Origin of the sequence: Paenibacillus sp. IITD108, from assembly GCF_036541265.1 — a bacterium.
Classification (GTDB): Bacteria; Bacillota; Bacilli; order Paenibacillales; family Paenibacillaceae; genus Pristimantibacillus.
The window spans coordinates 81,994-91,207 of sequence record NZ_JAZHCT010000026.1; the positions used below are offsets into that span (position 1 = coordinate 81,994).

The window sequence follows — 9,214 nt, forward strand, 5'->3', positions numbered from 1 at the left end:
CAAGAATGAGTTAAATAATGATTAAATAAATCTACCAATCTTCAACATACTCTTAAAACTATTCTGCCCGATTGCGGAATGAAAAGTGTAAATATTTCCCGAATTTGTCGGAACACGATACAAATCCAAAAAAAGTTACCAAAAATAATAGCCCGAATGTTTTTTGTTATTTCTAAAAAGCATAGCAAATGGAATCGAAGCCAATATAACATAGACTACGATGAAAACTGGAGTAGAAAGCAAGTCCTTGCTCTCGATAATCCCCATAACGATAAATAAGATGCCTAATAGGGTGTATGGTAAAACAAATCCCCTTTGGTAAGAGGCTAGCTCTTCCTTGCTCAAGATAGATATTGCCGATTTTTTAAGAAAAATTTTAACTTGGAATAGATTTAAAACCGCATTGATAAGCATCCAGACACCAAGTAATATTTGTGCGTACAACCTTTCACCACCCATGGCTTAGTAGATTAAGCAAATCTGCCCGTTAGTTTAACAAAATGAGCAGGCTTCACAGCGCTCGCTCATTAATGTGGTTCATTCAACTATTGTACCCGTTAGTTGAATAAGAAAGAGACGCATATTAAACAATAGCGCCCGATTGTGGAAGATCTTTCTTTATTGAATAGTATCGTTTCTTCTTAAAGATAAGCGCCCTACAGATCAAAAAGAGATAGTGAGTCAATCATTTACATCTTCCTTGCATATTTCATTAACTAGCTGCCATAACGAGTTGTTTTCATTATTTCTCGGTCCAAGCCTATTACAATTTTCATAATGAGGCTTTTAATTCCTTTATTTTTTGAATTAAACCTTAATCAATTTTTCAAGGGTAACTAATTATTATGTCGTTTGTTAACTTCAATCGCAATGAACTCTGGTAAATAGCTGGGGGTACATCCTTTTGCTACTATTTCATCTTTGTAAAGACCCGTTTTCTCACCAAGTTTAATACAACGTGCACGATTCTTTTCATCATAAACGCCTATCCAGCCTGCGGTGAAATTCATAGCCCATTGAACTTCCGGTTCTTCCTGCATAATATTAGCTTCTAATTTAGATAGTAAGTCTGCAGTATTATCAGGCGGTGTTTGTCCAGTCCATCTCAATCGTCCTTTATAATACCAGAAAGCTCGTCTTTGAAGAGCAGAAGGGCTATTTTCCCATGACTCCATCAATGCAATTGTCTTCTTGTCTTTGGTGAGCTGATTAGCCATTAACCAATCCAATAAGTTATTTCGCTCATCAAAAGTGTGAGTCTGCATATCCTTATCAAGCTTATTTAACATATCTTGTGGAAGAAGTTTTTTATCCATAATTAAAATTGCTAATAGTCTGGGCAAAAACTCTTCGGTTGACCAAAGTTCCATAGCTAGTTCATGATCTTTTTTAATGTCCTTAGCGATTTTTCGTAAGTCGCCTAGCTTAGTTTTACTATTGATCTGAGATAGAATGTTTTCTGCTTTTGAAGAATGTTTTATTTGTGCACCTTTATTTTCATTCATTTTATACAACTCCTATGTTAAAGCGCTGCTTCATAATATGTCCTTGATGGGATATATCTCGTTATAAGTCTTATTGCAGTGGTGTGCCTCCAAAGTTTACCTTTTTAATATTGTAACATATATCGTATTAATGCATTCTCCACCATTAATAGAAGTGCAATCAATCTGGCCCGATTGTTGAACAAAGCTAAAACATGTTTCTTCAACTATCCTGCCCGTTAGCATAACGCGGTTGCCGATTCATGCCGGCAGCCGCGTTTTAGTTATTTATTAAGCTAAAGTGTAGCCATAATGAGATATTAAAGCATCAGTTGGTTACGGAAAGTCCAGCGTGTCATCGATAATGCGGAAGATCTCCCTATTCCGCGCCGGATACCGGGTGTCCAGCTCCTCCCACTGCTGTTTTGGTAATATCAAAAATTCGTGGGTATCGGACCAATACGAATCTTCAAACAGACGAATTTCGTATTTGTCTCGGATTAACTCCTGGAACCCGCGAATCGTGATATAGCGATCTTTCCCGGAAAAAGTGAGCGCAATCGGATGAAGTTGTCCATTGTAGGTAACGTCCAATCCTTTGTCCGTAGTCGTCACCTCGACCGATTCATCCTGAAGCCGTTCACCGAACAATCGGACGATCTCGTCGTCAAACTCTCCCCAATCTACGATGACGCTGTATACGTAAGCGAACACAATCGGAATTTGCTTCTCGATTGCAAGCTCGTCCGCCAGTACAAATCGGTGGCGCTCTAATGTTTCGCGATGATTTTCAATAAATTGATGAAGCTGTCGCTCGTCTCCTTCGAATAGAAACGTTAGCTCGCCTTCGCTCGGCATTCTCATCCCACTATCCTCCCTGTTTTCACCCAATCGGCCAGGATCAATTCTTTAACCTGTTCTTTCACAACCGTGAGCGTCAATGACCTTATAATATGAACGTGATTAGCAAGAAAAAGGTTTCTGTTGCTTCTACCGAAATTGAAAATAGCAAAACGTCTTGTGAAAATAAGGTAGACTATGGACGTTGAATGGGTTCAATTCTGCCGCTGTCACCATTAAACTATCGTACCCGTTGGTTGAACGATTCCTTAATGCATAACCTCTTCTGGAGAACGTGCAAATGTCCAGAACGCATACGTCTCGTCATTGGAGATCGTCCCTCGATATTGCCGCGCTCGTCCTCCATGTACCCGTCCAAAGATACGTTAGCAGGGTAGATCCGTTTAACCATTTCAATAACGCCCTCCAATTTCCAGTTTCCAATGGAAACCAAGGCCGGTTTTTGCTGTCTGTTAAATTACTTTTTTAGTCCCGTGTCATTCGACAACGGCCAATTCCTTGATTGTGCGTGATGAAAAATCGTACACACACCAACCGGCTATGTTTTCTCCCGGTATATCAGAAGGCCATGAAAACTCAATTAGCACATGCGTGTTATCCAACCATTTCGTAATCTCTACGCATTCATAGTTATCGTGGTTTTGCGTTCGTGTATCTTCATACATTTCTTGAATATCTAATTTTGTGAGCGTTGTATGAACAGTTGAGTGTTCTAAATCACTTATTTCTGCTCTGCGGTTTCCATAAGGAGACGTGATGTTTCTTGCAAGATATTTTCCATTAGATGACCAGAAAAAAGTCGGATTGTAGCATTCCTCTTCATACCACTTAATTCCGGTGCTTAATTGCTGTTGAGTTATTGTCTTTGTTAGTCGGTTATAGGAAACTTGATAATCCTTAGTGGGGGATATTGTTTTATTGGCTGTAATCACAAGATTGTAAAAAAGACATGAGCCAATAACCAAGACGACACTTAACAGTCCAAAAACGATTAACAATTTACGTTTAACAATTTATTTTTTATCAGTCATGATTTTTTGCTCCCCGCTTTTCAATATGGTTCATGGTATTGCTTCTTCCGCCCTATTGTGATTTATCCGATGAAACCAAATCCGGATTTTCCCGGCGTTGCAGATGGCCGATAGGCTCCTTACTATTACGACCTCTATTATTGCTTCTGATCGTCCGCTCTACGAGCGGAATACGCACGAAGCTTCTATTCTATCAGTTGTGTAAGGAAAGAACTCGATTCGTTCTACTCGCAAAGCTCCTTTCAAGAACCAAGCTACCACTTTACGTCTGCCATAATATCGAAATCCCCTTTTGATAATACCTATTGTACATGGCTGTTTTACGTTGCATAATTTTGAGGGTTTAAGGCTTTCACTGCATACTGTGCTTTGTCTGTCTTTAAATGATACATTCTATGAAGGAAACCGCCAAATATTTGTTCTGGTTCAGTTGTTACTTCTCCTAGATTGAGTAATGAGCTAAATAGGTTTCTTAATTGAACTAATCTGCCCTTTACTTCAACAATAGCTTAAACAATTACACCTAATATTTCCAGTAATTAATACAAAAAGGGAGCCTTTTGGGCTCCTAAAAATATCTCCTTGTGATTAGATCCTTTGCATCTCCGTCATTAATATGGAAATCAAACATCTTCGAAACGGTTGCACGAGTTATAAGATCACAATGATGCAATAGAAGCAGGAAATAATGACCATTTGTAGAATCTCCAAGAATGTGATCAAAAAATTGAACATTGATATTAATGAAAGACATCTTGTCCTCGAGACAATGGATGATAGCACGACGCACCAGGGGAACAAGGGAAGGCGAGGCGGTTACACTGAGTTCACCGTCATTCAAATAATTAAACTGGAAATGAGGATATCTTTCATGGAGGATATAATTGATTATGAGGCCTTTAAAAATGGACTTGTTATGCATTATTCAAGAATTATTGAAGAGATTGGTAAGAGCGAAAAGTATCGAGATATTTATGTTCTAATCTTACAAACTGATGTAACTAACAGATATGTTAGTATGTTTTGGAATACTGAAAGCTCGTTAAATGAAAGGTACGAGGAGCAAGTAGATATCTATGGTGAGGATAGTCTATCTAGAGATCAAATGAAGTTCGAGGATGCATACTTCGCGTATCAAGAGTATTATGATTGGCCTGATGATTTAGATGTCTACATAAAAACAATCGGAGATTATTTCTCTGCAATCCCAGACGAAGATAACGAATTTTTTGATCAGGCGTATGATCGTTTTTCTACACAATTTATTAGCTGCATGATTGATGTGTTAAACGAACTGAAGCCAGCTATTATCGATTTAAAGAATATTACAAATGATTTTATTTGTTATGTAACCGATCATGATGATACTGAGGTTTTCCAGTATGCCACAAGGACTGTCCCTGAAGATGTTTTTAGTCGTGTTTGTGTCCCGTACTTAAGTTAGGCAAAATGAAAAATCGTCTCTGATAAAGAACAGTTTCTCCCTAAAAATTAACACAATAAAGGGGCACGTGCAATTGCCCCCTTTTTTGCCCCCAAATAGCTCGTAACGTAACGATTTTGTTAATTATGTTGATTTTATTTTTTCTATATACTATGCGATTCCCGATCATAACAATTCGATACTGACCATAGCACTTTAATAGAATGCAAGTACATCAAGGGAAACTTACAAGCCACCATTAATAGACATCCTCGTGCCCCTCACCCATAATTCCCGCCCGTCGTTATGCGCGAGTCCTGGAAGTTTTCTACTGCCGCTTTCTTCTCGTAAAAATGGATCGATTCTCTTTGCGTGCCTTCGCTCGTATAGAAGGCATCCTCCTGAGACAGCGGAAGCTTCACACTCTGGCCTGTGCTTGCCGACTTGTAGATCGCCATAATGAGCTCCAATGTATCGCGGCCGCTATGACCATCAATCAGAGGAGCTTCGCCAGTCTCGATTGCTGTCAGCACGTTATCGATTTGACCTTGATGCCCTTCATGCTCAAGCGCGGGCAGCTGATCATAATATTGCTGCAGCCGCTGCTCCAGCTCCCGATTTGGCTCCGGAAAGCCATTTTGCTTAGAGGTGGATGCCGTTACTTTCCACGGCACGGACACTCTCGCATCGGTTCCTTGGAAGATGAGCTGCTGCTCTTCACCATGATGTACGACGGAGCTCGTAATTTGGGCGAGCGAGCCGTTCGGGTATTTCAGGATGGCTATCGACAAGTCTTCTACCTCGGCGTTATCATGCGCCGTATTGCTCATAACGGCCTGCACCTCGGTCGGCTTGCCCAGCATCCATAGCAGCGCATCGATATGATGGACCGCATGGTTAAGCGTACAGCCGCCGCCTTCCTTCTCCCATGTGCCTCTCCACCAAAGATCATAATAGCAATGCCCTCTCCACCAGAAGGAATCAACCTGGGCATGCACAATTTTACCCATCAGGCCGGTATCCAGCACGCTTTTCAAGTTCATCATTGGCGTACGGAAGCGGTTTTGGGCCGTAGCGGACAATATTTTTCCGCTTTGCTTGGCTGCTTCATTCATTTCATCGCATTCCTTCAATGAGGAAGCCATCGGCTTCTCCACAATTACATGCTTGCCTGCCTGCAAAAAATCGATGCTGATTGGCGCGTGCGTATAAGGCGGTGTACAAACAGAGACAACGTCAATATCCTCAGCAAGCAGCTCCTTATAATCGCTGACTGACTTAGCAGAAAGCTGATACTGCTGGATTCTCGCAGCTGCCTTGTCAGGATAGATATCGGCTACCGCTACAATTTGACATTTTTCTGGAAAAGCGAGATAGGCTTCAATATGCGAAAAGCTAATATTACCTGCACCAATAATAGCGACCTTTAACATCTCTTTATCCCCCTGCCTTATGCTTTTTGTGCGCTGCTTCTGTATCCGCCCGGCGTCGTCCCTACGATTTTTTTAAATACCCGGTTAAAAGAAACGGCATGAACATATCCTACCCGCTCCGCAATATCCGGGATGGGAGCTTCCGTCGATTTGAGCAGCTTTTTCGCTTGCTTCATTCTTTCCACGGCCAAGTAATCAACAAATTTTACACCTAGCTGTTCTTTGAAAATATAGCTTAAATATTTAGGATTCGTATCAAATACATCACCCAAATGGGCCAGCGATAAATCGGGATTGGCATAGTTATGATCAATATAACAGCGTACCTGCTCCACAATGGAAACATACTGTCTCGATTCACGCATTTTTTTCATAGCCGCATCGAATTGATGCAGTGGAATGAGCAAGGAGGCTTGCAATTCATCGATCATTTCAAAAGCAGCAAAAGCTTCATTAATTTGCGGCATAATCTTGTTTCTCCACATTTCCTTATACTCCGAAGGCAGCTCAAGCATCTCGCGGTGCAGCGTTACTAAAAAAACGTTGATCAGCGTAACGGCATCATCACGGTTCAGCGCTGCGCTGCGCAGTGCCTGGAACAGATGCTCATAAGCCTCCTGCCATTTGCTCTCGCCCATGCGATACATACGCGATATTTGATGGATGTCGGGCAAATATTCGAGGATAGATGGCAGCGCCTGCTCCTCCGGCCCATCCTCGAACAAAATAATCTGGTTGGAGCCGATGACGATTTTTTTCTTGAGCGCATCCTCCGCCTGCTCGCAGGACAACAGGATTTGCTCGGGTGTGCTTATAAAGCTGCCTACCCCAATCGTTATCGAAAACGCCAAATGCTCTTTTACCCATAAACGCAACTGCTCACCAAAGGTTAGTACGTCCTTTAACGTCGGCTTATTGTCCTCCTTTCCCATAATGAGCACGTCAAGCTGATTGCTCTCCGTCCATTCCTCTCTCACATAAAGCTCCAATGATTGCGCTAGCTCTCTGACGACATTACTGACCGCAAACTTGAGCAGGTTTTGATCACGATGGTCATAGGACTTGCTGAACACAGCAAATTGATCGATTTCTATTGCGATGACGATAACCGGCGAAGACTGCTCGGGCAGCTGCAGCCGTTTCATTTCTTGCAGCCACCCTTCCGCGGTTACGATCCTCTCGCCTTGCAATACCTCTTGAAAAAACACCTTCCGCCGATAAATCAAATCCTCCTCATGCGTCTTTTCGTAATCGATCGATTGGCGGATTAATTTGTCCAGCGCATTGTCTATAATCGCCAGCTCATGATGCTTGGGATCAACGAGACCGCCTTCCTTAAAGCGCGCAGAAGTGGTGATCCGCTTCATAATAATACCGATCGGCTTATAGTTCAGCCTTGTAACATAAACGAACCAGATTGCGCCAATCACGATAGAAAGAATACCGACCACAATCGTTGCAACGATAGATCCTTCCGACAGATTGATCCATTTGACCGATTGGATGCCGCTGCGAATCGTCCAGCCCGTATAGTCGGATTGCTGCTCCGTTAATATTTTAAAGGAATGGCCCTCACTCCGTTCATGAATCGGTTGCCCGTCCTCAACAAGCAGACCGACAAAGCTAACCTGTGCCGCATCCCCGGGATTCAAAAGCCCCTCTATCGCACTCGTATTCACATTGACAACAAGCATACCCAGCTCGCCATTAATAAAAGGCACTTCTTTGACAAGCGAGACTACTTTATCCGTTCGGCTTTGCAGGGAGGAGCCGATGTAATCGCGCGGGCCAATCCAGGGCTTATCCGATTGGCTTTGCCTATGCTGGATCAGAAAATCGGCGTCAGAAAATTGCCCAAGCGGTATGCGCATTTTATTAGTGAGTACAATATCGTCGCTGCGCCTGTATAAATACACAGATTGGATCATCGGATTAATAATCGTCCAGCTGCGAATCGTCTCGGAAGCTTCGCTTTCCTTGAGCGCAGAATCATCACCCGCATAGAAAAAGCGCAGCAACCGCGGATTATCGCTTATTTCCTTAATCATCAGCTTATCGATTTCCTGCAAGGAGTAGTCAACGAGCTGCAGCAGCCTGCTTGTCGCCACTTCATTGACCTGCTCTGAGGAGCGCTTCGACATTTCACTCAGTGTAAAAAAAGATAAATAGGCAATGAACAGTGCCATGAGCAAAAAGATAGGCACATACGACAGGAGCTGACGATTTAACCATTTACGATTCATAGGACCGCCTTATCGGATACTGTAGTATTCGCTGGTCATCAAGACACGCTCTACATTGTCAGCGAACCAGTTGGAGTAATAATGATCAACCTGCTCACCGCCAAGCCTTTTCCACGCGCTTTTGGCGTCTGCAATGGCAGCCTCGGCTGAATAATCCGGCGTAACCACCGCATGATGATAAATATCCGACATCGTCTTGCTTCCTTCGATAATTGTTAGCTGAAGCTCTTGCGGCAATGTAGGCCAATTCCATATTGGGTAGCCAAATTCGTTCTCCGGGTTCAGCGAGTAGCTTTCGCCCTCGCGCTCAATATCGATATACATCTTGTCGGCTGGATACTCATCATTCAAGGACGCCGCCAGTGAATTGCATTCGCCCAGCACCACTCTTGCCGAAGGCATATACAAATCCAATGTCCACGAGAGCTCTCGATTGTACTTCTCCTGATCGATAAATTGGTAGCAGCCTTTTTCATTGCGCACATAGTGCTCTCCCTCTAATCCAAAGCGCAGTGTAGCCATTACCCCCTCCGTCATCATGAAATCCAAATATTGCATAACGGCGGCCGGATTTTTAGCATTTTTATTAATCGCGCCTATCATTTGCACAGGCGCCTTTGCCAGCGGATTGAACTGGCCATATGGCCCGCTTGGCAGCGGCATTGCTTTGACATTAGCCTCCGGATTGCGGGCCAGTAGCTCCTGCAGGATCGGATACGCATCCTCAATGCCGCTGCTA

General features: G+C 42.9%; 7 protein-coding genes and 1 pseudogene. 1 reads left to right on the forward strand and 7 read right to left on the reverse strand.

Features of this window, described 5'->3' with window-relative positions; translation table 11 throughout:
• Positions 1 to 135: 135 nt before the first annotated feature.
• The 4 genes from V1L65_RS20715 to V1L65_RS20730 all read right to left on the reverse strand — a co-directional run bounded on the left by V1L65_RS20715 (position 136) and on the right by V1L65_RS20730 (position 3,277).
• Complete coding sequence (locus tag V1L65_RS20715) at positions 136 to 444, reverse strand: hypothetical protein (RefSeq protein ID WP_331701154.1); 309 nt, start codon at positions 442 to 444, stop codon at positions 136 to 138.
• Positions 445 to 836: 392 nt separating this feature from the next.
• Positions 837 to 1,505 carry a DNA alkylation repair protein gene (locus V1L65_RS20720; RefSeq protein WP_331701155.1) on the reverse strand — a complete coding sequence of 223 codons (669 nt, stop codon included), beginning with the start codon at positions 1,503 to 1,505 and terminating at the stop codon, positions 837 to 839.
• 315 nt (positions 1,506 to 1,820) lie between these two features.
• Positions 1,821 to 2,348, reverse strand: coding sequence for a hypothetical protein (locus V1L65_RS20725; RefSeq protein ID WP_331701156.1), 528 nt, complete (start codon positions 2,346 to 2,348; stop codon positions 1,821 to 1,823).
• A gap of 473 nt (positions 2,349 to 2,821) precedes the next feature.
• On the reverse strand, positions 2,822 to 3,277 hold the full coding sequence (locus tag V1L65_RS20730; RefSeq protein WP_331701157.1) for a hypothetical protein: 456 nt from the start codon (positions 3,275 to 3,277) through the stop codon (positions 2,822 to 2,824).
• Positions 3,278 to 4,091: 814 nt separating this feature from the next.
• On the opposite strand from V1L65_RS20730, the gene V1L65_RS20735 reads away from it, so the two are divergent.
• Positions 4,092 to 4,820 (forward strand): hypothetical protein, encoded by a 729-nt coding sequence (locus tag V1L65_RS20735; RefSeq protein ID WP_331701158.1) that lies wholly within the window; start codon positions 4,092 to 4,094, stop codon positions 4,818 to 4,820.
• 260 nt (positions 4,821 to 5,080) lie between these two features.
• On the opposite strand, the gene V1L65_RS20740 is transcribed toward V1L65_RS20735, so the two are convergent.
• From V1L65_RS20740 to V1L65_RS20750, 3 genes and pseudogenes are all read right to left on the reverse strand, one after another.
• Positions 5,081 to 6,232, reverse strand: coding sequence for a Gfo/Idh/MocA family protein (locus V1L65_RS20740; protein ID WP_331701159.1), 1,152 nt, complete (start codon positions 6,230 to 6,232; stop codon positions 5,081 to 5,083).
• A 17-nt stretch (positions 6,233 to 6,249) separates the two neighbouring features.
• Positions 6,250 to 8,475, reverse strand: coding sequence for a helix-turn-helix domain-containing protein (locus tag V1L65_RS20745; protein WP_331701160.1), 2,226 nt, complete (start codon positions 8,473 to 8,475; stop codon positions 6,250 to 6,252).
• Positions 8,476 to 8,484: 9 nt separating this feature from the next.
• Positions 8,485 to 9,214: pseudogene (locus tag V1L65_RS20750) on the reverse strand (hypothetical protein); the annotation flags it as partial.